Origin of the sequence: Burkholderia sp. Bp9142 (genome assembly GCF_003853415.1) — a bacterium.
GTDB lineage: Bacteria > Pseudomonadota > Gammaproteobacteria > Burkholderiales > Burkholderiaceae > Burkholderia.
Window position 1 is genome coordinate 65,046 of record NZ_QTPP01000009.1, and the last position, 23,242, is coordinate 88,287.

Consider the following 23,242-nt stretch of genomic DNA (forward strand, 5'->3'; position numbering starts at 1 on the left):
GCATCCTTATTCAGGCATTCAACGCATTCAACGCATTCACAGACAGCGCATGAAGATTCATATCCAAGGCGGCACGCTGATCGACCCGGTCGCCGGCACCGAACGGCAGGCCGACGTATTCGTCGCGGACGGCAAGATCGCCGCGCTCGCGGAGGCCGGTAAAGCGCCGGCCGGTTTCAACGCGGAGAAGACGATCGACGCGTCGGGCCTGATCGTCGCGCCCGGCCTCGTCGACCTGTGCGCGCGGCTGCGCGAGCCCGGCTACGAGCACAAGGCGACGCTCGCGTCCGAGATGGCCGCGGCCGTCGCGGGTGGCGTCACGACCCTCGTGTGCCCGCCGGACACCGACCCGGTGCTCGACGAGGCGGGCCTCGTGGAGATGCTCAAGTTCCGCGCACGTAACCTGCACCAGGCGAACGTTCATCCGCTCGGTGCGCTCACTGTCGGCCTGAAGGGCGAAGTGATCACCGAGATGGTCGCGCTGACCGAGTCGGGCTGCGTCGGCTTCACGCATGCGAACGTGCCGGTGCGCGACACGCAGGTCCTGCTGCGCGCGCTGCAGTACGCGAGCACCTACGGCTACACGACGTGGCTGCGTCCGCTCGACGCGTTCATCGGCCGTGGCGGCGTCGCCGCGAGCGGCGCGCTCGCATCGCGGCTCGGACTGTCCGGCGTGCCGGTCGCAGCCGAGACGATCGCGCTGCATACGATCTTCGAGCTGATGCGCGTGACCGGCGCGCGCGTGCACCTCGCACGCCTGTCGTCGGCGGCCGGCCTCGCGCTCGTGCGCGCGGCGAAGGCCGAGGGGCTGCCCGTGACGTGCGACGTCGGCGTGAATCACCTGCACCTGATCGACGTCGACATCGGCTACTTCGATTCACAGTTCCGCCTCGACCCGCCGCTGCGTGGCGAGCGCGACCGCGAAGCGATCCGCGCGGCGCTCGCCGACGGCACGATCGACGCGATCTGCTCCGATCACACGCCGGTCGACGACGACGAGAAGCTGCTGCCGTTCGCCGAAGCGACGCCCGGCGCGACGGGGCTCGAACTGCTGCTGTCGCTCACGGTGAAGTGGGCCGATGAAACGAACACGCCGCTCGCGCGGGCGCTGCGCCGCATCACGGCCGCGCCGGCCGACGTGCTGCAGCTGCCGGCGGGCCGCCTGGCCGAAGGCGGCGTGGCCGACCTGTGCGTGTTCGACCCGCGCGCGCACTGGCGCGTCGAGCCGCGTGCGCTGAAGAGCCAGGGCCACAATTCGCCGTTCCTCGGCTACGAACTCCCGGCCTGCGTGCGTGCGACGCTCGTGGCGGGGCAGGTCGCGTTCGAGCGCCACTGAACCACGCCGGATCCTCGCCATGACCGCTCTTCGCAAGCTGCGTCTCGTCTTTCACCTGCTGCGCGGCATGGCGATCGTCGCGCTGCGCTTTTCGCACGTGAGCCCCGCGCGGCGCCTCGCGCTCACGCGCCGCTGGTCGCTCAAGCTGCTGCGGATCTGTGGAATGCGCCTCGTCGTCCACAACGACGGGGCGCGCCTCGACGCGGGCGCGCTCGTCGTCGGCAACCACGTGTCGTGGCTCGACATCTACACGGTCAACGCGTGGCGGCCGACGCCGTTCGTGTCGAAGGCCGAGGTGCGGCAGTGGCCGGTGGTCGGCTGGCTGGCCGAGAAGCTCGATACCGTGTTCCTGCAGCGCGAGAAGCGCACCGAGGCGATGCGGGTCATGCACGAGATGGCCGACCGGCTGCGCAACGGCGGCGTGATGTGCGTGTTTCCGGAAGGGACGACGTCGGACGGGCAGGCGCTGCTGCCGTTCCATGCGAACCTGTTCCAGGCCGCGGTGTCGGCCGGCTGCGCGGTGCAGCCGATCTGCCTGATGTACGAGGACGCGCAGCAGCGGCAGTCGGTCGCGCCGGCCTACACCGGCGAGTTGTCGCTCGGGATGTCGCTCGACATGGTGTTGCGCGGCGGCCCGCTCGTCGTGCATTTGTACGTGTGCGAGCCGATCGCGCCGGGCGGTGATCGTCGCACGACGTCAGCGGCCGCGCGCGATGCGATCGCGGCCGCGCTCGAGACGCTGCAGGCGAAGGTCGGCAAGCCGTCGCCCGAGTCGCTGGCGGAGCTCGAGAAGCATGCCTATCCGGCAACCGAAGTCGGCGCCGGGGCGGCGGGCGATGCCGCGGCGGAGGAGGCGGTGCCGGGGCGCGAGGGCTGACGCGCCGTGTCGTTCGCGCGCGTCGCCGCGCGTGTCAATCGCCGCCGGGCGTGCGGCACGCTTCGCACTGCACCTGCGTGACCGTGCGCAGTGCCGGGTCGGCCGTCAGTCGCACGGCCGACAGCTGATTTCCCCATACGCATCCCGAATCCAGCGCGACGACATTGTCGCGCAGCATCAGGCCAAGCGCGGCCCAGTGGCCGAACACGACCGTCACGTCGTCGGTGCGGCGGCCCGGCACGTCGAACCACGGCAGGTAGCCTGGCGGCGCGCTGTCGGGGCCGCCGTTGGTCTTGAACTCCATCGCGCCGTCGGGCGTGCAGAAGCGCAGGCGTGTGAACGCGTTGAACGCGACGCGCATCCGGTCGCGTTTCTTCAGGTTCGGATTCCATTGGTTCGGCTCGTTGCCGTACAGGTTTTGTAACGTTTCGCGCCAATCCGGCGCGCGCAGCGCGCGCTGCAATTCGTCAGCGAGTTCGAGCGCGAGCGACGTGTCCCATTGCGGCAGTACGCCCGCGTGCACGAGCAGCATGTCGTTCTCGAAATGGGCGAACGGACGGTGACGCACCCAGTCGAGCAGGGCGTCGGCGTCGGGCGCGTCGAGGATTTCGCCGATGGTGTCGCCCGGGCGTTCGGTGCGAATGCCCGCCGAGACCGCGAGCAGGTGAAGGTCGTGATTGCCGAGCACGGCGGTCGCGCGCGGGCCGAGCTCGGCGAGCGCACGCAGCGCGGCGAGGGAGTCGGACCCGCGGTTGACGATGTCGCCGGCGATCCATAGCGGGGTGTCGGCGGGGGCTGACAGCTTTTCCAGCAGAAAGCGGAAAGCGGAATGACAGCCCTGGATGTCGCCGATGGCGATGGGAGTGCGCGGCATGGGAGGCGATAGTTGCAAATTTTGACGTTGATCGGGAAGCGGCGCAGGGGGCGGCATCGTGTGGTCAGGCACAATAATCTTGTTATTTTAACATATTGATTTAAAAGATAATTTTATTCGCGTTGCCGAGCGTGGGGCACTGTTTCAAGTTGTTAGCAGCATGGCTTTTGCAGCGGCTTGCTTCCTATAATTGCCGCTTCCTCGACAAAATTAGCATTTCATGACTTTGGCGGTCACGGTGAGAAGTTAGAATGCCCGGCTTGAGCGACGCGCACCTTGACGTTGTCGCTGTTCGAAATGATGGCGGCTCGTGCTCGAGGCCTGCCGCGTACGACTGAAGGGAGTCTCATGATCCTGGTGACGGGGGGCGCGGGTTTCATCGGCGCCAATTTTGTACTCGACTGGCTGCGTCAGTCCGACGAGGCCGTGCTCAATGTCGATAAATTGACCTACGCCGGCAACCGTCACACGCTGCAGTCGCTGGACGGAAGCCCGAAGCACGTGTTCGTACGCGCCGACATTTGCGACCGCGCCGCACTCGACGCGCTGTTCGCCGAGTACAAGCCTCGCGCTGTCCTGCATTTCGCCGCTGAAAGCCATGTCGATCGCTCGATTCACGGGCCGGCGGATTTTGTTCAGACCAATGTGGTGGGCACGTTCACGCTGCTCGAGGCCGCACGGACATACTGGAACGGCCTGAACGAAGCCGACGCGTCGGCCTTTCGTTTCCTGCACGTATCGACGGATGAAGTGTTCGGCTCGTTGTCGGCCACCGATCCGCAGTTCTCGGAAACCACGCCGTACGCCCCGAACAGCCCGTATTCGGCGACCAAGGCGGGCTCCGATCATCTCGTGCGCGCCTATCATCATACGTACGGCCTGCCCACGCTCACCACGAACTGCTCGAACAACTACGGTCCGTACCAGTTCCCCGAGAAGCTCATTCCGCTGATGATTGCCAATGCGCTTGCCGGCAAGGCGCTGCCCGTCTACGGTGACGGGCAGAACGTGCGCGACTGGCTGTACGTCGGCGACCACTGCAGCGCGATTCGTGAAGTGCTCGCGCGCGGCGTGCCCGGCGAGACGTACAACATCGGCGGGTGGAACGAGAAGAAGAACCTCGAGGTCGTGCATACGCTGTGCGATTTGCTCGACCAGGCGCGCCCGAAGGCAACGGGTTCGTACCGAGACCAGATTACCTATGTGACGGATCGTCCCGGCCATGATCGTCGCTATGCGATCGATGCGCGCAAGCTCGAGCGCGAACTCGGGTGGAAGCCCGCCGAGACGTTCGAGACCGGTCTGGCGAAGACGGTCGCGTGGTATCTCGACAACCAGGCGTGGGTCGATGAGGTAGCCTCGGGTGAATACCGCAAGTGGGTTGAAACCAACTACGCAGAACGCGCTTGAGGAGTCGATCGATGGCACGTAAGGGCATCATTCTCGCCGGCGGTTCAGGCACGCGTCTGTATCCGATCACGCACGTCGTATCGAAGCAGCTCCTGCCGGTGTACGACAAGCCGATGATTTACTATCCGCTGTCGACGCTGATGGTCGCTGGAATCCGCGACGTGCTGATCATTTCGACCCCGCAGGATACGCCGCGCTTCGAAGCCATGCTCGGCGACGGCAGCCAGTGGGGGATGAATATCCAGTATGCGGTGCAGCCGTCACCGGACGGCCTTGCGCAGGCGTTCGTCATCGGGCGGGATTTCGTCGGCAACGATCCGTCGGCGCTCATCCTCGGCGACAACATCTTCTACGGGCACGATCTCGCGAAGCAACTCGAGCACGCCTATGCTCAGGAAAGCGGCGCGACCGTGTTCGCGTATCACGTGCAGGATCCGGAGCGCTATGGCGTCGTCGAATTCGACGCGTCGTTCCGCGCGCTGTCGATCGAGGAAAAGCCCGCGAAGCCGCGTTCGAACTATGCGGTCACGGGCCTGTACTTCTACGACAACCGCGTATGCGACATCGCGGCCGACATCAAGCCGTCGTCGCGCGGCGAGCTGGAAATCACCGACGTCAACTCGCGGTACCTCGCGGATGGCGCGCTGAACGTCGAGATCATGGGGCGTGGTTATGCCTGGCTCGACACGGGCACCCACGATTCGCTGATCGAGGCGGCGAGCTTCATCGCGACGCTGCAGAAGCGTCAGGGGCTCGTGGTCGCCTGCCCCGAAGAGATTGCGTACCGTCGGCAATGGATCGACGCAGAACAGGTGCTGAAACTGGCGCAGCCGCTGTCGAAGAACGCCTACGGGCAGTATCTCAGGAACCTTCTCACGCACCAGGTCGCATGGCTATCCAAGTAACGGCAACGGCGCTGCCCGAAGTCAAGCTCATCGAACCGAAGGTGTTCGGCGATGCGCGCGGGTATTTCTACGAGAGTTTCAAGGCAAGTGATTTTGCGGAGCAGGTGGAGCCGGGCATCGTGTTCGTGCAGGACAACCACTCCCGCTCGGCGAAGGGCGTGCTGCGCGGGCTGCATTACCAGATTCAGCATGCGCAGGGCAAGCTCGTGCGCGTGGTCGAAGGCGCGGTATTCGACGTCGCCGTCGATATCCGCCGCGGGTCGCCGAATTTCGGCAAGTGGGTCGGCGTGACGCTGTCGGCTGACAACCATCGGCAGCTGTGGGTTCCGCCCGGCTTCGCGCACGGCTTCGTCGTGCTGTCGGAGGCCGCGCAGTTCCTGTACAAGACGACCGACTACTGGTTTCCCGAGCACGAACGCAGCATCGCGTGGAACGATCCCGAGATCGGGATCGCGTGGCCGATCGATGGCGAGCCGGTTCTGGCGCCGAAGGATGCGGCAGGCAAGCGCCTGAGCGAGGCGGAAGTCTATGCGTGAGGGCGCCATGAATCCCGAGCCGACGATCCTCGTGACGGGGGTGAACGGCCAGGTCGGGTTCGAACTGCTGCGCACGCTGCAGGGGCTCGGCCGGGTGGTGGCGTGTGACCGGACGATGCTCGACCTGTCCGATCTCGATCGCGTGCGCGCCGTCGTGCGGGACGTGAAGCCGTCGCTGATCGTGAACCCGGCCGCCTATACGGCGGTGGACAAGGCCGAGACCGAGGTCGAGGCCGCGCGGCGCGTGAATGCCGACGTGCCGCGCATCTTCGCCGAGGAGATGGCGCGCACCGGCGGTGCGCTGATTCACTATTCGACCGACTACGTGTTTGACGGCGCGAAGGCGGGTGCGTATACGGAAACCGACGCGACGAATCCCGTCAACGCCTACGGCGCGACGAAGCTTGAAGGCGAGCAGGCGATCGCGGCCACGGGTTGTGCGCATTTGATTCTCCGGACGAGTTGGGTGTACGGGCGGCGCGGAAGGAACTTCCTGCTCACGATGCTGAAGCTCGGCAGGGAGCGGCCGGAGTTGCGCGTCGTGGCGGATCAGGTCGGTGCGCCGACCTGGGCACGGACGATCGCCGTCGTCACCTCGCACATCGTCGCGCAGCAAGCGGTCGCGGATGATGTCGCCGATTGGTGGGCGAAGCGTTCCGGCGTCTATCACTTCACGTCGTCCGGCGCGACGTCGTGGCACGGCTTCGCGGAAGCGATCCTTGATAACGCGATGGGCGAGCTTGCGCCGAAGGTGTTGCCGATTCCGGCGAGCGAGTATCCGGTTCCGGCGAAGCGCCCGGCAAATTCACGGATGGCGCTGGAAAAGCTGGCGCAGACGTTCGGCGTGAGGATGCCGGCGTGGGACGACGCACTGCGGCTCTGCCTGGGCGAGTAGGGTGCGTCGGCTATAATTCCGTCCCAACTAAGTTGGCCTAAGTGGCTGATATTTTTTGCTGACGGTCTGTTGAATCAAAGGCGAAAGGGGGTGAAAGCCTTCCTTTCGCGGTTGGAAAACCAAATCTGGAGTGAAAGTGATGTTGATCCCCGTCATCCTGTCTGGTGGCGCAGGCACGCGACTTTGGCCGGTCTCTCGTGAAGGGCACCCTAAACCGTTCATGAAGCTTGCGGACGGCGAGAGCCTGCTCTCGAAAACCTATCGCCGTGCGGCAGCCGTGGTTGGCAGCGACGCGGGGCCGGAGCAGCGGGAGATTCTCACGGTCACCAATCGCGACTACTACTTCATGAGCAAGGACGAGTTCGCAGGCGTGAAGCTTGGCGAATCGGTGTCCGGCGCATTCATGCTCGAACCTGCTGGTCGCAACACGGCACCGGCAGTCGCAATGGCGGCCCATCACGTCGCGGAAAAGTACGGGCGTGATGCGCTGATGCTGATTCTCGCGGCCGATCATCTGGTTCAGGATCAGCAAGGATTTTCCGCCGCGGTCGCGAGTGCCGTCGAACTGGCGAATCAGGACAAGCTGGTGACGTTCGGCATCGTGCCGACCCGCCCGGATACAGGCTTCGGTTACATCGAGGCCGGGGATACGATGGGCGCGGGCCGGGCCGCACTGCGCTTCGTCGAAAAGCCGGATGCCGACAAGGCGGCCGAGTATCTTGCCGCGGGCAACTATCTCTGGAATTCCGGGATGTTCTGCTTCAAGGCAGGGGTCATTCTGGCCGAAATGGCACGTCATGCGCCGGACGTTGCGACAGCCGCCGAGGCGTGCTGGTCGTCGCTGAAGGCGAACAACGCGTCGGCGCAGATGCTCGAGATTCCTGCGGAGTCTTTCGCAAAAATGCCCGACATCTCGATCGACTACGCGGTAATGGAGCGATCGGCGAACGTGGCGGTCGTGCCATCCAGTTTCGGGTGGAGCGATATCGGTTCGTGGGGTGCGGTTCGCGACCTGGTGTCGCCTGACGCGGATAGTAACCGCGCGATCGGCGAAGCAATCTTCGTCGACAGCCGGAATACCTATGTGCAGAGCCAGGACCGCGTGGTCGCGGCCGTGGGCGTGGCTGATCTGATGATCATCGATACGCCGGATGCGCTCCTGGTCGCGCATCCCGATTGCGCGCAGGACGTGAAGCGGGTCGTGGCTCGCCTCAAGAAACAGAATCACGAAGCGTACAAGCTGCATCGCACCGTGAGCCGTCCGTGGGGGACTTACACCGTGCTGGAAGAGGGGCCCCGCTTCAAGATCAAGCGCATCGAGGTCAAGCCGGGCGCCAGCCTGAGTCTGCAAATGCACCATCACCGGAGCGAGCACTGGATTGTCGTGTCCGGCATGGCCAAGGTCGTGAACGGAGATCAGGAAATCTTCGTGCGTACCAATGAGTCCACCTACATTCCCGCAGGCCACAAGCATCGACTCGAGAACCCGGGCGTGCTGGATCTCGTGATGATCGAGGTACAAAGCGGCGAATATCTCGGGGAAGACGACATCGTTCGCTTCCAGGACGTTTACGGGCGGGCGTGATGCTAGGGATGTTGAAAGTCCTTTGGGCCTATCGCGGTTTCATTCTGGGTAGCGTCAAACGGGAATTCCAGTCCAAGTACCGCAATTCCCTGCTGGGCGCGGCGTGGACGGTGCTCAATCCGCTGGCGATGATCGTCGTGTACACGGTGATCTTTTCGCGCGTCATGCATGCCCGCTTGCCCGGGGTGGACAGCACGTTTGCGTACAGCATCCACTTGTGCGCCGGCGTGTTGCCGTGGGCCATGTTTGTCGAAATCGTCAGCAATGGCCAGAACACATTCGTCAACAACGCGAACCTGCTCAAAAAGCTGAGCTTCCCGCGGTTGTGCCTGCCGATCATCGTGGTGATCAATGCGCTGGTCAATTTCGCGATCGTGTTCGGGCTGTTTACGGTGTTCCTGCTGATGACGGGCAACTTCCCGGGTTTGGCCTATTTCGCCGTCATTCCCGTGTTGACCCTGATGACGTTGTTTGCCATCGGACTGGGCATCACGCTCGGGGTGTTGAACGTGTTCTTTCGCGACGTGGGGCAGTTCTTCGGGATCGTGCTGAATTTCTGGTTCTGGCTGACGCCGGTCGTCTATGCGGCCAACATTTTGTCCAAGTCGGCACAGGAGGCGTTGCGCTTCAACCCGATGGCACCCGTGATCGAAGCCTTCCAGGTCACGATGGTGCAACACGTCTGGCCGGACTGGTCGGCGCTGCTGTATCCGTTCGTATTGAGCATCGCGCTGTGTCTCGCCGGCTTCAGTCTGTTCCGCAAGCATGCGGGTGAAATGGTGGATGAACTCTGATGGGCACCATTACCGTTACCAATCTTGGCAAGGCATACAAACAGTATCCGACGCGGTGGTCACGTCTTCTCGAGTGGCTGGATCCGCGCGGCAAGCCTCATCACACGCTGCACTGGGTGCAGCGTGACGTCAGTTTCTCGGTTCGTTCCGGCGAGGCGCTGGGTATTGTCGGCATCAACGGTGCCGGCAAGAGCACGCTGCTGAAAATGATTGTTGGAACCACGCAGCCGACCGTCGGCAGCGTGACGCGAACCGGCCAGATCGCAGCATTGCTCGAGCTGGGAATGGGGTTCCATGCGGACTTCACCGGGCGCCAGAACGTGATGATGGCAGGGCAACTGCTCGGTTTCAGCGTCGAAGAGATTGTCGCGTTGATGCCGGAAATCGAGGCGTTCGCCGAAATCGGCGAATACATCGACCAGCCGGTGCGCGTTTATTCGAGCGGGATGCAGGTGCGTCTCGCGTTCAGTGTCGCGACGGCTCGTCGTCCGGATATCCTGATCGTCGACGAGGCGCTCTCGGTCGGCGACGCCTATTTCCAGCACAAGAGTTTCGATCGCATCCGGGAGTTTCGCAAGCAGGGCACGACGTTGTTGATCGTCGCGCACGACAAGGCCGCGATTCAGGCCATCTGTGATCGCGCGATCCTGCTGAATGCCGGGCGGCTGGAGATGGAAGGGACGCCCGAAGCGGTCATGGATTACTACAACGCGATGCTGGCGGACCATCAGGATCAGGAAGTACGTCAGGAAGTGCTCGAGAGTGGCAAGGTCCAGACGATTTCCGGTACGGGTGAGGTCACGATCGATCAGGTTGCATTGCTGAATCGGGACGGCAGGCCGATCGAGGTCGCTCAAGTCGGGCAGCCGGTGACGCTGCGGATTTCCGCCGAATGTCGTGAGTCCGTGCAGGATCTGGTCATGGGCTTCATGATCAAGGACCGACTGGGGCAGACCGTCTTTGGCACCAACACGCACAATCTCAAGTCCGACATCGGCGATGTGGCTGCCGGGGCGAATGCGACGGTCGATTTCGAATTCCCGGCGAATATCGGCCCGGGCAGCTATTCGGTTGCCGTTGCGTTGCATACGGGCAGTACGCACATGCAGAACAATTTCGAGTGGAGGGACCACGCCCTTACATTCAATATGGTGAACGGCAACGTGAGCGAGTTCGTCGGAATGACGTGGATGCCGACACAGGCGAAGGTGGTGTCGTGAGTGACAATTTCTACCGGGCGTTCGAAGAGCGGTATTACGCGCCCCGGGACCTCATCAAAAGCATCCGCAAGCAGTATTTGCCGTTCGTCGAACCGCTGGCATCGATCTATCCGGGTGGCCGCACGTTCGACCTCGGCTGTGGCCGCGGCGAGTGGCTGGAACTGATGTCCGAACGAGGCTTGACGCCTTTCGGCGTTGACCTGGACGCCGGCATGCTGCAGGCCTGCGAGGAGCGTGGCCTGCCCGCGACGCAGGGCGATGCGGTGGCCTATCTGAAGACGCTGGAATCCGACAGTCAGGTCGTCGTGTCGGCTTTCCATGTCGTCGAACACATTACCTTCGAGCAGTTGCAGACTGTCGTATCGGAGGCGTTGCGGGTATTGCGGCCTGGCGGTTTGCTGATTCTCGAAACGCCCAATCCGGAAAATATCGCCGTCGCGACCAACAACTTTTACCTGGATCCCACGCATCAGAAGCCGATTCCGTCGCTGCTGTTGTCTTTCGTGGCCGAGCATGGTGGATTCGAGACGGTGAAGACGCTACGGTTGCAGGAATCGCCGGCGTTGCGTAATCCTGATCATCCGGTGTCTCTGCTGGACGTGATCCGGGGTGCGAGTCCCGACTATGCGGTCATCGCGCAGAAGGCTGCCGGTCCGGAAATCAAGGAGAAGTTTGCCCAGGTGTTCGCGGCTGAGTACGGTTTGTCGCTGGAGCAGCTTGCCGACCGTTACGAAGCGCGAACGGATGCCGTACGGCTTCGGATGGACAAGGTCGAGGCGGGAGTCGAGCGGGTCGACGAACTGGTGCGCGTGATCAACGGGCAGCTCCATCTGGCCCAGGAGCGGCTTCAATCCGTCGAAGCTGATCTGAACGCCGGGCAAAGGCAGGTCGTCGAGGACCGGCTCAAGCTTGCGGAGGAACGGTGCCGGCATGCAGAGGAACTGCGCCAGCACGCGGAGAACCAGCTTGGCGCCGTTGAGGCGCGGGCTCAACATGCCGAAGCGCAGGCGCGGCAGGCGAATGAACTGTTGCACGCCGTGCTGCACAGCACGTCCTGGCGTGTGTCGAAGCCGGTGCGTATCGTAGGCATGCCGCTTCGCAGATTGACGTCTGCAATTCGCGAGCGCAGGTTGCTGACAGGGATCAAGACGCGAATCAAGGGCGTGCTCAGAGTCGGGGCGGCTGAACTGGCGAAGCGGCCGGCACTGAAGCGTGCCGCCCTCAGGTTGGTGAGGATGAGTCCGGCACTGGATCGTCGACTGCGCGCCGTCGTGACACAGTCGGCGAGCGCTGCCGTCGGTTCTCCTGCGTCTCAACGCGCGTTGCCGGAGTCGGCCCGTGAGGTGCTCGACGAGCTCCGGGCTGCCGCACGTGCGTCTGAATCCCGGTGACGAGGCGCGTAACCGGATAGATGGAACTGCCGTGCACGCGAACAGTGTGCCGGCAACAATGGTAAGTGCTGCTTTGGAAACAACATCCCCCATGCATAAACCCCAGCCTGCTAACGCAATCAGACCTCGAATCCTGGTGGTTGGCGACATCATGCTTGACCGCTACGTCATGGGTGGCGTCTCTCGCATTTCTCCTGAGGCACCGGTTCCCGTTCTGGCGGTCGGTCGCGAAGAGAATCGGCCCGGCGGTGCTGCGAATGTGGCCGCCAACGTCAGTGCCATGGGAGGGGACGCGACGCTGCTGGCGGTGGTCGGTCACGACAGCGCGTCCATCGAGCTTCAGAAGTGCCTGCAGGAGTACGGCGTCCGGACGCTGTTCGTGTCCGACCCCGAGGGAGGCACGACGCAAAAGACCCGCTTGATGGCGGGTGCGCAACAGATCGCCCGCGTTGATCGCGACGTGCGTCCGACGGCGCGTACCCAGGCGTTGCTGCTCGAAGAATTCAGGCGGGTCGCATCCGACCATGACCTGATCGTGTTTTCGGACTATGCGAAGGGTACGCTGGACCACCTGCCGGAATTTCTGGCGGCGGCCGCGGCTTTGAATGTTCCCACGCTCGTTGATCCGAAGCGGACCGACCCCGCGTTCTATCGCGGCGCAACATTGCTCAAGCCGAACAATTCCGAGTTCATCGGACTGTTCGGCGACTACACCTCCGAAGAGGAACTGCTGGAACGGGCACATCATGCGTTGAGCGAGCTGAACTTGCGGCATCTCGTCGTGACCCGTGGCGCGAAGGGCATGGTCTATGTGAGTACTGACGGCCATCTGGGCAGCATTCCCACGCACGCGCGTGATGTGTTCGATGTATCGGGCGCCGGCGATACCGTGCTCTCGGCGCTCGCACTGGCGCTGGCCCGCGGTACGCCGGTATCCGAGGCGGTGCATATCGCCAATGTGGCGGCGGGCATCGCGGTCTCCCATTCCGGTACCTATGTGGTCACGGCGGATGAAGTTCGCGATCAACTGTATCCGTCACGCCAGCGCGCCCCCAAGCGGGTGGATGAGGAAACACTCGGGAAGCTGCTGCTGACGCATCGGCAGCGAGGGGAAGTCATCGTGTTCACCAACGGCTGTTTCGACACGCTGAACCCTGGCCATACCCGCTTCCTCAACGAAGCGCGTGCGCAGGGCGACATTCTGGTCGTGGGGCTCAATTCCGATGCTTCGGTGCACGAACTCGACGGGTCCGCGCGCCCGGGAAATTCCCTGGCCCATCGCGCCGAAGTGCTGGCTGGCCTGGCAGCAGTGGATTACGTGGTGGAGTTCGATGCGCCGACGCCGTTGAAACTGATCGAGTCGCTCGAACCCGATGTTCTCGTGAAGGGCGGCGATTACGAAGTGCATGACATCGTTGGACATGACGCGGTAAATGCCCGCGGAGGCCGCGTGGCCGCGCTCGCGTTCCACGATGGCTACCCGACCGCGCGCGTCGTTCGGAAGATCAGCGCGGTGCGTGATCAATGACCTTGCTTGCCGTAAAAGAGGCGTGGAGCGTGCGCGGGTTGCGCGAAGCGGGCGTGCAGCGATGGGCAGTCCGGGGCGGCGATGCCGGTTTGGGCCTGTTTCACGAGCGGCTCGGCTTTTCAGGTCGTCCGCGGAGCGCGCTGCTTCGTCGCTCGATGGTGCAATGCCGTCAGCTCGACGTTGTGAGCCATACGAGTTTTCAAGGCTTGTTTGACGGCAGTGCTCTGATTGAACGAACCTGGAGCGAGGTTCAGCGCCGCTTTGGCCACTCGAGGCTGCCCTTTGGACGGGCATTTTCCGTCAGCGCGCCCCGATGCGCTGCTGCGCCGGATTGTTCCGGGATCAAGACGGCCTCATGGGCGTCGCTAGCCAAGTAAAGTAGGACAACCATGCGAATCGTTATTGACATGCAGGGAGCGCAAACCGAGAGCCGCTTCCGGGGCATCGGGCGCTATTCCCTTTCCTTGGCGCTTGCCATTGCCCGCAATGCGGGAGACCACGAAGTCTATCTGGCGCTCAGCGGACTTTTCCCTGAGACCATCGGACCGATACGTCAGGCATTTCGGGGACTGGTGCCGCAGGAGCGGATTCGGGTCTGGCAGGCGCCGGGGCCGATGCGCTGGATCGACGCACACAATGCGTCGCGTCGCGCCATTGCCGAACGGGTGCGCGAGGCGTTTCTGGAAACGCTCGATCCCGATATCGTGCTGGTCACCAGCCTGTTCGAGGGGTTGGGGGACGACGCGGTCATCAGCATCGGGGCATTGGGTGAGCCGCTGCCGACCGCGGTCATCCTTTACGACCTGATTCCGCTGATCAACCCGGACGAGCATTTCCGCACGAATCCTGTTCATCGTGGCTACTATGCAGACCGCATCGAAAACCTGAAGCGTGCGCGGCATCTTCTTGCGATCTCGGAGAGTGCCCGGCAGGAGGCGTTGGGTGCATTGCCTTTTTCGCCCGAGAAGGTGACCAATGTGTCGGGCGCTTGCGATGAGACGTTTACCCGCGTCGTGCCCGATGCAGACCAGATGGCGACCCTGAAGAAACGCCTGGGGGTAACCCGGCCTTTCATCATGTACACGGGTGGCGCCGATGCACGCAAGAACCTCCCGCGGCTGATCGAGGCGTTCGCCGACCTGCCCGATACGTCGCGCCGTCACCACCAGCTGCTGTTTGTCGGTCGAATGCCGCAGTCGGAAGTGAGCGCGCTTCGTGCCCATGCACAACGCGTCGGTCTCCGTGGCGACGAGCTGTTGTTCAGCGATTACATCTCCGATGACGAGTTACTGGCGTTGTTCAGTACGTGCCGCCTGTTTGTCTTCCCGTCCCTGCACGAAGGATTTGGCTTGCCGCCGCTTGAAGCGATGGCATGCGGCGCAGTGGTGATCGCGGCCGACAGCACCAGCCTTCCGGAAGTCATGGGCAGCCCCGAGGCGCTGTTCGATCCGCAGTCGGTCCCGGCCATCAGCGCCAAGATGCATGCGGCGCTGACTGACGAGGGCCTGCGTGCGCGGTTGCTGGAGAACGCCAGGATTCAGGCGCAGGCATTCTCGTGGGATCGCAGCGCCAAGCTCGTGTTGCAGGCCATCACGCCCTTCGAGCGCCCCCGTGAGTCGCGGACGGTGCGCGCAGTGACCTTCGAGCGCACCACGCTGTTCGAGCCGAAAATCAAAAGAATCCTGCTGCTCAAGCTGGATCACATGGGGGATCTGCTGCTGGCGGTGCCGGCTATCTCCCGTCTGCGCGCACGATACCCGAAGGCCAGTATCGATGTCGTGGTGGGTAGCTGGAATCAGGCGTTGGCTCAAACCCTGCCGTTCTTCGACCGGGTGTTGACGCTCGACTACTTCAAGCGCAAATCGTCGTTGCAGGCGGATCTGTCCGATGGTTCATTAGCCGAGTTCGTGAAGCAGCTGGGTTCCTACGACCTGGCTATCGATTTGAGGCGACAGCCTGATACACGGTTCGTCCTGGCACAAGTCGAGGCGGGGCTCAAGGTCGGCTACGGCAGCCTCAATCCAGCCATCGATGCCAAGCTCGACATCGCGCTGCCCACGTATCAGGATCGGCCGTTCGTGGAAACGCCGCTGAATCGCATTTCGATCAGCGAGCAGATGCTGGCTCTGGTCGACGCGCTCCCGGCTCATCCGTCCGACTATGTGGTTTTGCCGCCGCTCGCGGCCCCGGTGCAACAGCATACTCGTGCGGTTGCGCTGTTTCCTTACGCCGGCGGCGATGCGAAGGAATGGCCTGTCGCGCGGTTCCACGAACTGGCACGCCGGCTGGCCGCGGACGCCTCGGTGGAACGCGTCAGCGTCTTTTTTGCCAGCGAAAAGGAAGCTCAGCGTTTCAGCTTTGACGGCATCGAAAAAGTAGTGATTCAGGCGGGGCTCAGCATTCCCGAACTGATGCAGCATCTCGCCGGCCACCAGCTATGCGTCGCCAACAATTCCGGCGGCGCGCACATGGCGGCCTATCTGGGCGTGACAGCGTTAGGCGTCTACGGCGGTTTGGAAACCGCGCACGAATGGGCGCCTGTGTTCGGCAACAGCTATGTCTTGCATAATGAGGCGGCTTGCTCCCCTTGCCACATTGCCGCGCGACGCGATTGTCCGCACGAGTTTTTCTGTCTCGATGACATCGCTGTGGATGACGTGTATGCCCACTGTCGGGAACTGCTTGATCAGAATGGTGCGGTGGTGCCGGCGGCACAGTCGCGTCCGAGCATCCAGTCGACACGCAAAAAACTGATTCAAGCCCTCGCGCCTTTGGTACGTCAATGCAACGAAGACGAGTTGAGTCAAGTGGCGCAGGGCATTGCACTCAGTTTGCCCAAGCGGACGCATCGCGCGCTGTTTGTCGATGTATCGCAGCTGGTCAACCACGATGCCCGGACCGGAATTCAACGGGTCGTACGGAGTATCCTGAGCGAGCTGCTCAACGACCCACCGAAGGACTTCGAGGTATGGCCGGTCTACGCGAAGCATGACCGAACGGGGTACTTTTATGCGAAACGTCTGCGGTCGGAATTCATGGGGCAGGGTGACCCCGGATCGGAGCAGGAAGATCCCATCGATTTTCAGGCGGGCGATGTTTTTTTGGGGCTGGACCTAAACCCGGATGGCGTGCCTGCTCAGGAAGCGTTCTTTGATGAAATGCATCGCCATGGTGTTCGGATCCTGTTTGTGGTGTACGACCTCTTATGCGTGCTGATGCCGAATTATTTCAGGCCCGGGAGCATGGAGCTGTTCGAGCAATGGCTGAACACGATCTCTCGATATGATGGCGTTGTTTGCGGCTCGCAGACCGTGTCGAATGACTTCACCCAATGGTTGCACGAGCATCATCCTCAGCGTGAGGGAGCGCTTGAGGTGGGCTGGTTCCATTACGGGGCAGACGTACAGAATTCGCGACCGAGCACTGGCATGCCGAGCGACGCGCCTCGTATACTCGAGGCGCTGCGCGCGGCTCCCAGCTTTTTGATGGTGGGGACGGTCGAGCCGCGTAAAGGGCATGCGCAGGCGTTGGCGGCTTTCGAGCAGCTCTGGCAGGAAGGTACGGCGGTCAATCTGGTGATCGTCGGCAAATCCGGATGGCTGATCGAGAAGCTGGTTGCACGTCTGCGAGCGCATCCCGAGCTTGGAAAACGACTATTCTGGCTGGAGAGCATCAGCGATGAATACCTGGAGCAAGTCTATGGCGCTTGCTGCTGTTTGCTTGCGGCGTCTGAAGGAGAGGGCTTCGGGTTGCCGCTGATCGAGGCGGGGCACAAGCATCTGCCCATATTGGCTCGAGATTTGCCGGTGTTCCGCGAGGTCGCGCTGGACCACGCGCATTACTTCCACGGCACGAGCGGTGAAGCGTTGGCGGAGGCCGTGACACACTGGCTCACGCTGTATCGGCAAGGCGCACACCCGAAGTCCGAGGGAATGCCCACGCTGACGTGGCAAGCCTCGGTTCAGCAGTTGCTGGACAGCGTATTGCCGACGCGCCAGGTCATCAAGGTCGTCCCCCGCATGGAAGTATCCGCGGAGACAGAGTGACATTGCCGTCAATCATCCGATAAAGATTTTGCAAGAGAACTTAAGATGAATTCTCAAACTATGAAAGTTTCCATCATTACCGGCATCACTGGCCAAGACGGTGCCTATCTCGCCCAGCTCCTGCTCGAGAAGGGCTATCAGGTCTATGGCACTTATCGCCGCACCAGCTCGGTGAACTTCTGGCGTATCGAAGAGCTTGGCATCGCCAAGCACCCGAACCTGCACCTGATCGAATACGATCTGACGGACCTGTCGGCGAGCATCCGCCTGCTGCAGACGACGGGCGCCACGGAGGTCTACAACCTCGCCGCGCAAAGCTTTGTCGGCGTGTCCTTCGACCAGCCGGTCACCACGGCGGAAATTACCGGGATCGGTCCGCTGAACCTGCTTGAGGCGATCCGCATCGTCAATCCGAAGATCCGCTTCTACCAGGCGAGCACGTCCGAAATGTTCGGCAAGGTGCAGGCGATCCCCCAGATTGAATCGACGCCGTTCTATCCGCGCAGCCCGTATGGCGTGGCCAAGCTGTATGCGCACTGGATCACGGTGAACTACCGCGAAAGCTACGATATCTTCGGCTGTAGCGGCATCCTGTTCAATCACGAATCGCCGTTGCGCGGCCGCGAGTTCGTCACGCGAAAGATCACCGACTCCGTCGCGAAGATCAAGCTTGGTCAGCTCGACGTGCTCGAACTGGGCAATATGGACGCGAAGCGCGACTGGGGTTTCGCGAAGGAATACGTGGAAGGTATGTGGCGCATGCTGCAGGTCGACGAACCGGACACGTACGTGCTCGCCACGAATCGAACGGAAACCGTCCGCGATTTCGTCCGCATGGCGTTCAAGGCCACCGGTGTCGATCTCGAGTTCAAGGGCAGCGACGTGAATGAAATCGGCGTCGATGTCGCGACCGGCAAGACGGTTGTGCGCGTCAATCCGAAGTTCCATCGCCCGGCCGAAGTCGACCTGCTGATCGGCAACCCGGAGAAGGCGAAGCAGAAGCTGGGCTGGGAGCCGACGACGACGCTCGAGCAGCTGTGCGCCATGATGGTTGAAGCGGATTTGCGTCGCAATGAACTCGGCTTCTCGTTCTGACGCGCCGCGGGCTCTGGTGACAGGGCTCGGCGGCTTTACCGGCGACTTCCTGGCGCAGTCGTTGCGAGCGGCCGGCTATCGCGTGTTCGGCACGACGCACGGTTCCGAAGTGACGGGGCCCGATATGTATCGGGTCGACTTGTGCGACCGCGCGGCGCTCGCACAGGTCGTCACCGACGTGCAGCCGGATGTGGTCGCGCATCTTGCCGCGATCGCGTTCGTTGCGCACGGTGACGCCGATGCGATCTATCGCACCAACGTGGTCGGCACCCGCAACCTGCTCGACGCGCTCGCGAATCTGGACCGCCGTCCGAAGGCGGTGCTGCTCGCGAGCAGTGCCAACATCTACGGCAACGCGGCGGTTGAAGTCATCGACGAATCGGTTGAGCCCAACCCGGCGAACGACTACGCGGTGAGCAAGCTGGCGATGGAGTACATGGCGCGCCTGTGGTGCGACAAATTGCCGATCGTTGTCGCGCGTCCGTTCAACTACACGGGCGTCGGGCAGTCGCCGCAGTTCCTGCTGCCGAAGATTGTCAGCCACTTCCAGCGCGGCGAACGCGTGATCGAACTCGGCAATATCGATGTCGAGCGTGATTTCTCCGACGTGCGCCGCGTGGTGGATGCCTATCGACGCTTGCTGCAGCTCGCACCGGCCGGCGGCGTGTTCAACGTATGCTCCGGTCGTGCGGTGTCGCTGAAGGCGGTGATCGCGATGATGGAGAAGATTGCCGGTTACACGATCGAAGTGCGCGTCAACCCGGCTTTCGTGCGCGCGAACGAAGTGCGGCGGTTGCAGGGTGACGGTACGCGGCTGCAGGCCGCCATCGGCCCGCTCGACGATATTCCGCTGGAAAGCACGCTGCGCTGGATGTTTGGCGGAGGGCGTGGGTGAAGGTCGGTTTTGGCACGACGGCCCTCGCACGGAGCCGTGCGCACGGCGGCGTCGACGGTATTGGTTCGTACACGCGCGAATTGGGACAGGCGCTGATCGCGCGGGGCGGGGTCGACCTGGTTCCCGCCGGTTTTGGCGCGACCGTCGGGGACGACGTATTTCCGGGCGCCCGTCCGGCGGTGGATCTCGGTCGACATGAAATCGCGACGGTGCTGGGTGCCGTGACGCCGTGGTCGTCCATCGACGAGAAGGTACTGCGCGCGGAACGCGTGGACGTGTTTCATGCGACCGATCACCTGATTCCGAAGCTGCCCTCGACACCGGTCATCGCGACGCTGATGGACGCGATTCCGCTGTCGCATCCGGAGTGGACGACGATCCGGTTGGCGGCGCTGCGCCGTTGGCTGCTGCGTCGTTCGGGCGCCTGGGCCGACCATGTGATCACGATCTCCGACTACTCGAAGCAGGAGATCGTCGAACATTTCGGCATTGCGCCGGAGCGGATTTCGGTTGTTCCGCTGGGTGTCCATCCCCGGTTCTTCGAGCGGATCGATCGGGCCGATCGCGAGGCGGTGCTGAAGCGTCTCGGCTTGCCGGCGCAATTCTTCCTGTGCGTCGGGACCCTGCAACCGCGGAAGAATCTCGAGCGAGTGCTCGACGCCCATGCGAGTTTGCCTGCCGGTCTGCGTCGCGATATCCCGCTCGTGATCGTCGGCCGGGCCGGGTGGGGCTGCGAGCAACTCGTGGCGCGCCTGCGCGCGGACGAGAGTGATAACGTACGTTGGCTCGAATATCTGCCTGATCACGACGTGCGCGCGCTGCTTCAGTCGGCAAGCGCGCTGGTGTTCGCGTCGCTGTGCGAGGGTTTCGGGTTGCCCGTCGTGGAAGCGTTTGCTTCGGGGCTGCCGGTCGTCGCGTCGAGCACGACGTCCGTTCCGGAAGTCGCGGGCGACGCGGCGATCCTGGTCGATCCCACCCGGACCGGCGACATCGCCGACGGCATGAGAATGGTGGTCGAGCAGCCCGGCCGGGCCGACGTGCTTCGCGAGGCCGGGCTGGCGCGAGCGCGAGCGCTGACCTGGCCGGCTTGCGCGGAGAAGACGCTGGCCGTCTACGAAACCGTCCTGGGCGGAACACGTCGTCAATGAATCAATTCGCTTCAAGGAGCACCGCGTGAAGTTGGGGGTGGACATCACCTGGATGGTCGGCAACTACCGCGGCATGGGGCGCTTCGCCCGTCAACTGGTGGCGCCGATCGGCGAGTCGGTGCTGGGCTTCGCGCCAAGCGGGGTGAGCACCGACGAATGGCCGTGCGTCAGCAAGGGGCACGGTTTCTTTCCGTGGTGGGAGCAGGTCGAGTTGCCGCGCTTGTGCCGCGAGCAGAAGCCGGACTATCTGCTGTGCCCGTACAACACCGGGCCGCTGCGCTCCACCGGCAACACGCCACTGATCGCGGTCATTTACGATCTGATCTACATGCAGCCGTGGAGCGTGCTGCCGCCGGCGAGGTCGCTGTATCAGACCGCCGGGCGCCTGTATCGCCGCCATGTGGTCCCGCGGCTGGCACGCCGGGCCGAAGTCGTGCTGACCATCTCGCGGTTTACGCAGCGGGAGTTGGTCGAGACGTTCGGGCTGAGCGAGTCCGACGTGCAGGTCATCCCGTGCATGATTTCGGACGACTGGTTCGACGCGCCGGTGAGCCCGGCGGCGCGTCGGCCGTACCTGTTCACGGTCGCGGGCGAGGTGCCGAGCAAGAACGTCGATCGCCTCTTGCAGGCGTTCGCGATCGCGCGGCCGGCGCTTGGTGATGACGCTACGCTCAGGATCGCCGGGATCAAGTCCGAACATCACGCGCACTTTCTCGGGCGGGCGGCAGCGCTCGGGCTCGCGGGTGCCGTCGAGTTGCTCGGCTATGTTTCGCGGGACGAACTGCGCGAACAGTATCGTCACGCACGCGCATTCATCTTTGCTTCGTTGTTCGAAGGGTTCGGCATTCCACTGCTGGAGGCGATGGCGTCGGGTACGCCGGTTGCGTGCAGCAATACGACGTCGATGCCCGAGGTGGTCGGCGATTGTGGCCTGCAGTTCGATCCCTTTGTGGTGGAAGACATGGCGGAGCAGATTCGCAAGGTATGGAACGACGGCGCGCGATTCGACGTCGCGATCGGCGACGGTGTCGCCCGCGCGCGTACCTTCTCGGAGTCGGCCGTGCGTCCGTTGATTCAGGATTTCTGGGCACGTCTGCCATGAACCAGGGCAAGAAGAAGTTGCTGGTGCTGACGCCGCGGTTTCCGTACCCGGTGATCGGCGGCGACAAGTTGCGGATCTACCATCTTTGCCGTGTGCTGTCCCGTCGATACTCGCTGACGCTGCTGAGCATGTGCGAGACGGACGAGGAGATGCATGCCGCGTTGCCGGACGATGGCGTATTCGACCGGGTCGAACGGGTCTTTCTGTCCCGCCGGCGATCGTACTTGAATACGTTGCTCGCGTTGCCCACGCGCACGCCGCTGCAGGTGGCGTACTACCGGAGCCGTGCGTTTGCGGCGGCGGTGGCGCGATTGCTGCCGTCGCACGACGGCGTCTTCGTGCATCTCGTGCGTTGCGCCGAGTATGTCCGCAAGTCGGACAAGCCGCGCGTCCTGGAAATGACCGATGCGATTTCGCTCAACTACAGCCGGGTGAAGCAGTTGAAGCGCGCACGGGGGCTGAAGTCGCGCGTGTTCGGCATCGAGGCGAAGCGCCTGCTCGACTACGAGCGCACGATCGTCGACGATTTCGACCTGTCGGTGCTGGTTTCCCGGACTGATCGCGACTACCTGTTTCCCGGCGAGTCGGGCAAGAAGGTGATGGTGTGCTCGAACGGCGTGGATTTGTCGGGCCTCCCGTACATGGCGCGCAGCATGGCGAGCCGGATCCTGATTTTCATCGGCGACATGCGCACGGTCCAGAACCAGGACATGTGCCACTATTTCGCGGAGGCCGTGCTGCCGTTGCTGCGCAAGCGTGCCGATTACCGCTTCCGGATCGTCGGGTCCATCGCGCCCGCACTCGCGGAACGATTTCGCGCGTATGACGGCGTCGACGTGACCGGCCGCGTGGAGTCGGTCGCGCAAGCCGCATCCGACGGCGCAATCGGCGTGTGCCCGATGCGCATCGGTGCCGGTGTGCAGAACAAGATTCTCGAGTACATGGCGCTCGGGCTGCCCGTGGTCACCACGTCGCTGGGCCACGAGGGCCTGGGTGCGGAAAGCGGTCGTGATCTGCTGATCGCGGATACGCCGGAGGAATTCGTCGATCGGATCGAGCAGCTCGTCGTCGACGAGGCCGGGGCGGTCGAGATGACGACGCGAGCGCGAGCCTTCGTCGAGCACGAGCACGGTTGGGAACGGATGCTCGCGCCGCTCGTCGACGAGGTGGGGGCGTTGCTGGCCTGAGCGGCGGCAGGTCCGGCTCTCGTGGTGCCGGTGGCCGCGGGGCCGGAGCCTGTGGCTTGGTTGCGGCGGATCGGCAAGGTTACAATGTTCGCGCATCGATTCGGCACCATCGACACGCCGCCGCCAATGGCCATCGGTCGGGACCGCGTCGTGGCGATGCCGCCGTCCCCGCAAGCGGGGCGAGTCGCGCCGCGCGACGCCTTCATCCGATACGGAGCCCGACCATCGCCGCGTCTTTCCCTAGGGTTGCATCCGGCAGCCCATGCTTTGATGCACTGCCGGATGCCGGTCGCGCGGCGCCGATCAATCACGGTGCCGGCGAGCGGCATGCCTTACGTCTTCGAGATCCCGACGTGTTTGTCTCAACATCCCTTTCCGTTTCCCCGTGCCGTTCCAGCATGCATCGGCCCACGCCGCC

At 63.3% G+C, this 23,242-nt stretch carries 19 protein-coding genes; 18 read left to right on the plus strand and 1 reads right to left on the minus strand.

The features are described from left to right. Nucleotides 1–49: 49 nt before the first annotated feature. Both DIE22_RS12505 and DIE22_RS12510 read left to right on the plus strand, forming a co-directional pair. Nucleotides 50–1,336 (plus strand): dihydroorotase, encoded by a 1,287-nt coding sequence (locus tag DIE22_RS12505; protein WP_124496912.1) that lies wholly within the window; start codon nt 50–52, stop codon nt 1,334–1,336. A 19-nt stretch (nt 1,337–1,355) separates the two neighbouring features. Beyond that, a complete protein-coding gene (locus DIE22_RS12510; RefSeq protein ID WP_124496911.1) occupies nt 1,356–2,213 on the plus strand; it encodes a lysophospholipid acyltransferase family protein in 858 nt (285 codons plus the stop codon). 34 nt (nt 2,214–2,247) lie between these two features. Here DIE22_RS12510 and DIE22_RS12515 read toward each other — a convergent pair whose 3' ends face one another. After that, a complete protein-coding gene (locus tag DIE22_RS12515; RefSeq protein WP_124496910.1) occupies nt 2,248–3,087 on the minus strand; it encodes a symmetrical bis(5'-nucleosyl)-tetraphosphatase in 840 nt (279 codons plus the stop codon). A 348-nt stretch (nt 3,088–3,435) separates the two neighbouring features. On the opposite strand from DIE22_RS12515, the gene rfbB reads away from it, so the two are divergent. The 16 genes from rfbB (at nt 3,436) to DIE22_RS12595 (ending at nt 22,824) form a co-directional block, all read left to right on the plus strand. After that, the gene (gene rfbB, locus DIE22_RS12520; RefSeq protein WP_124496909.1) at nt 3,436–4,497 is read left to right on the plus strand and encodes a dTDP-glucose 4,6-dehydratase; all 1,062 of its coding nucleotides are present in this window, start codon (nt 3,436–3,438) and stop codon (nt 4,495–4,497) included. 11 nt (nt 4,498–4,508) lie between these two features. Further along, nucleotides 4,509–5,402: a glucose-1-phosphate thymidylyltransferase RfbA gene (gene rfbA / locus DIE22_RS12525; RefSeq protein WP_124605215.1), complete on the plus strand. Its 894-nt coding sequence runs from the start codon at nt 4,509–4,511 to the stop codon at nt 5,400–5,402. Further along, nucleotides 5,387–5,938, plus strand: a complete 552-nt coding sequence (gene rfbC, locus DIE22_RS12530) for a dTDP-4-dehydrorhamnose 3,5-epimerase (protein WP_124496907.1) — start codon at nt 5,387–5,389, stop codon at nt 5,936–5,938. Before rfbA ends, rfbC begins: the two co-directional genes overlap by 16 nt. Continuing rightward, on the plus strand, nt 5,931–6,833 hold the full coding sequence (gene rfbD, locus DIE22_RS12535; protein WP_124605216.1) for a dTDP-4-dehydrorhamnose reductase: 903 nt from the start codon (nt 5,931–5,933) through the stop codon (nt 6,831–6,833). Before rfbC ends, rfbD begins: the two co-directional genes overlap by 8 nt. A 139-nt stretch (nt 6,834–6,972) precedes the next feature. Continuing rightward, entirely contained in the window at nt 6,973–8,418 is a 1,446-nt protein-coding gene (locus DIE22_RS12540) for a mannose-1-phosphate guanylyltransferase/mannose-6-phosphate isomerase (RefSeq protein ID WP_124496905.1), read from the plus strand. Further along, nucleotides 8,418–9,212: an ABC transporter permease gene (locus tag DIE22_RS12545; RefSeq protein ID WP_124496904.1), complete on the plus strand. Its 795-nt coding sequence runs from the start codon at nt 8,418–8,420 to the stop codon at nt 9,210–9,212. Before DIE22_RS12540 ends, DIE22_RS12545 begins: the two co-directional genes overlap by 1 nt. After that, nucleotides 9,212–10,432, plus strand: coding sequence for an ABC transporter ATP-binding protein (locus DIE22_RS12550; protein WP_124605217.1), 1,221 nt, complete (start codon nt 9,212–9,214; stop codon nt 10,430–10,432). The genes DIE22_RS12545 and DIE22_RS12550 overlap by 1 nt, the downstream gene beginning before the upstream one ends. Further along, a complete protein-coding gene (locus DIE22_RS12555; protein WP_124496902.1) occupies nt 10,429–11,823 on the plus strand; it encodes a class I SAM-dependent methyltransferase in 1,395 nt (464 codons plus the stop codon). The genes DIE22_RS12550 and DIE22_RS12555 overlap by 4 nt, the downstream gene beginning before the upstream one ends. Nucleotides 11,824–11,914: 91 nt before the next feature. Beyond that, entirely contained in the window at nt 11,915–13,351 is a 1,437-nt protein-coding gene (locus DIE22_RS12560; protein WP_124496901.1) for a PfkB family carbohydrate kinase, read from the plus strand. Further along, complete coding sequence (locus DIE22_RS12565) at nt 13,348–13,728, plus strand: hypothetical protein (RefSeq protein WP_124496900.1); 381 nt, start codon at nt 13,348–13,350, stop codon at nt 13,726–13,728. The genes DIE22_RS12560 and DIE22_RS12565 overlap by 4 nt, the downstream gene beginning before the upstream one ends. Nucleotides 13,729–13,740: 12 nt before the next feature. Then, the gene (locus DIE22_RS12570) at nt 13,741–17,397 is read left to right on the plus strand and encodes a glycosyltransferase (protein ID WP_124496899.1); all 3,657 of its coding nucleotides are present in this window, start codon (nt 13,741–13,743) and stop codon (nt 17,395–17,397) included. A 60-nt stretch (nt 17,398–17,457) separates the two neighbouring features. Continuing rightward, nucleotides 17,458–18,492, plus strand: coding sequence for a GDP-mannose 4,6-dehydratase (gmd, locus tag DIE22_RS12575; RefSeq protein ID WP_105787408.1), 1,035 nt, complete (start codon nt 17,458–17,460; stop codon nt 18,490–18,492). Beyond that, nucleotides 18,470–19,387: an NAD-dependent epimerase/dehydratase family protein gene (locus DIE22_RS12580; protein WP_124496898.1), complete on the plus strand. Its 918-nt coding sequence runs from the start codon at nt 18,470–18,472 to the stop codon at nt 19,385–19,387. The genes gmd and DIE22_RS12580 overlap by 23 nt, the downstream gene beginning before the upstream one ends. Next, complete coding sequence (locus DIE22_RS12585) at nt 19,384–20,535, plus strand: glycosyltransferase family 1 protein (protein ID WP_124496897.1); 1,152 nt, start codon at nt 19,384–19,386, stop codon at nt 20,533–20,535. Before DIE22_RS12580 ends, DIE22_RS12585 begins: the two co-directional genes overlap by 4 nt. 52 nt (nt 20,536–20,587) lie before the next feature. Continuing rightward, the gene (locus tag DIE22_RS12590; RefSeq protein ID WP_260426657.1) at nt 20,588–21,637 is read left to right on the plus strand and encodes a glycosyltransferase family 1 protein; all 1,050 of its coding nucleotides are present in this window, start codon (nt 20,588–20,590) and stop codon (nt 21,635–21,637) included. Beyond that, nucleotides 21,634–22,824, plus strand: coding sequence for a glycosyltransferase (locus DIE22_RS12595; RefSeq protein WP_124605219.1), 1,191 nt, complete (start codon nt 21,634–21,636; stop codon nt 22,822–22,824). The genes DIE22_RS12590 and DIE22_RS12595 overlap by 4 nt, the downstream gene beginning before the upstream one ends. Nucleotides 22,825–23,242 lie beyond the last annotated feature (418 nt).

What these genes read in the sequence shown, in the direction of transcription:
- DIE22_RS12505 (WP_124496912.1), top strand. Translation starts at nt 50, where the DNA reads ATGAAGATTCATATCCAAGGCGGCACGCTGATCGACCCGGTCGCCGGC.
- DIE22_RS12510 (WP_124496911.1), top strand. Translation starts at nt 1,356, where the DNA reads ATGACCGCTCTTCGCAAGCTGCGTCTCGTCTTTCACCTGCTGCGCGGC.
- DIE22_RS12515 (WP_124496910.1), bottom strand. Translation starts at nt 3,087, where the DNA reads ATGCCGCGCACTCCCATCGCCATCGGCGACATCCAGGGCTGTCATTCC.
- rfbB (WP_124496909.1), top strand. Translation starts at nt 3,436, where the DNA reads ATGATCCTGGTGACGGGGGGCGCGGGTTTCATCGGCGCCAATTTTGTA.
- rfbA (WP_124605215.1), top strand. Translation starts at nt 4,509, where the DNA reads ATGGCACGTAAGGGCATCATTCTCGCCGGCGGTTCAGGCACGCGTCTG.
- rfbC (WP_124496907.1), top strand. Translation starts at nt 5,387, where the DNA reads ATGGCTATCCAAGTAACGGCAACGGCGCTGCCCGAAGTCAAGCTCATC.
- rfbD (WP_124605216.1), top strand. Translation starts at nt 5,931, where the DNA reads ATGCGTGAGGGCGCCATGAATCCCGAGCCGACGATCCTCGTGACGGGG.
- DIE22_RS12540 (WP_124496905.1), top strand. Translation starts at nt 6,973, where the DNA reads ATGTTGATCCCCGTCATCCTGTCTGGTGGCGCAGGCACGCGACTTTGG.
- DIE22_RS12545 (WP_124496904.1), top strand. Translation starts at nt 8,418, where the DNA reads ATGCTAGGGATGTTGAAAGTCCTTTGGGCCTATCGCGGTTTCATTCTG.
- DIE22_RS12550 (WP_124605217.1), top strand. Translation starts at nt 9,212, where the DNA reads ATGGGCACCATTACCGTTACCAATCTTGGCAAGGCATACAAACAGTAT.
- DIE22_RS12560 (WP_124496901.1), top strand. Translation starts at nt 11,915, where the DNA reads ATGCATAAACCCCAGCCTGCTAACGCAATCAGACCTCGAATCCTGGTG.
- DIE22_RS12565 (WP_124496900.1), top strand. Translation starts at nt 13,348, where the DNA reads ATGACCTTGCTTGCCGTAAAAGAGGCGTGGAGCGTGCGCGGGTTGCGC.
- DIE22_RS12570 (WP_124496899.1), top strand. Translation starts at nt 13,741, where the DNA reads ATGCGAATCGTTATTGACATGCAGGGAGCGCAAACCGAGAGCCGCTTC.
- gmd (WP_105787408.1), top strand. Translation starts at nt 17,458, where the DNA reads ATGAAAGTTTCCATCATTACCGGCATCACTGGCCAAGACGGTGCCTAT.
- DIE22_RS12580 (WP_124496898.1), top strand. Translation starts at nt 18,470, where the DNA reads ATGAACTCGGCTTCTCGTTCTGACGCGCCGCGGGCTCTGGTGACAGGG.
- DIE22_RS12590 (WP_260426657.1), top strand. Translation starts at nt 20,588, where the DNA reads ATGGTCGGCAACTACCGCGGCATGGGGCGCTTCGCCCGTCAACTGGTG.
- DIE22_RS12595 (WP_124605219.1), top strand. Translation starts at nt 21,634, where the DNA reads ATGAACCAGGGCAAGAAGAAGTTGCTGGTGCTGACGCCGCGGTTTCCG.